Annotated in this window: 1 protein-coding gene; it reads left to right on the top strand. The window is 56.5% G+C overall.

Going from position 1 to position 255, the window contains the following annotated elements; genetic code table 11:
* Positions 1-74: 74 nt before the first annotated feature.
* The coding region (locus H8K43_RS18825; RefSeq protein ID WP_230404131.1) for an ExbD/TolR family protein at positions 75-255 on the top strand (181 nt) is incomplete at its 3' end.

Here is a 255-nt window from a genome sequence, read left to right as displayed (position 1 = left end):
ACCAGATCTACAAAACCAAACCGGAAAACATCACCGTCTCGATCAACAAAGACGGCGACGTGTACTGGAACGGCATGATGAAACCCCTGCCAGGCGGCACCGAAGACCTGTTCGACCGTCTCAAAGTCGAAGCCGTCAAAGTACCGCAACCGGAAGTGCACATCCGTGGCGACCAGAACGTCCGCTACGAATTTGTCGGTAAAACCATCCTGACCGCCCAGCGCGCCGGGATCGCCAAAGTGGGCTTCGTGATCG

Origin of the sequence: Cognatundibacterium curvum (genome assembly GCF_014284235.1) — a bacterium.
Lineage (GTDB): Bacteria > Pseudomonadota > Gammaproteobacteria > Burkholderiales > Burkholderiaceae_D > Undibacterium > Undibacterium curvum.
Note: the sequence above shows the minus strand (reverse complement) of the source record. Positions and strands in the feature narration are given on the sequence as shown.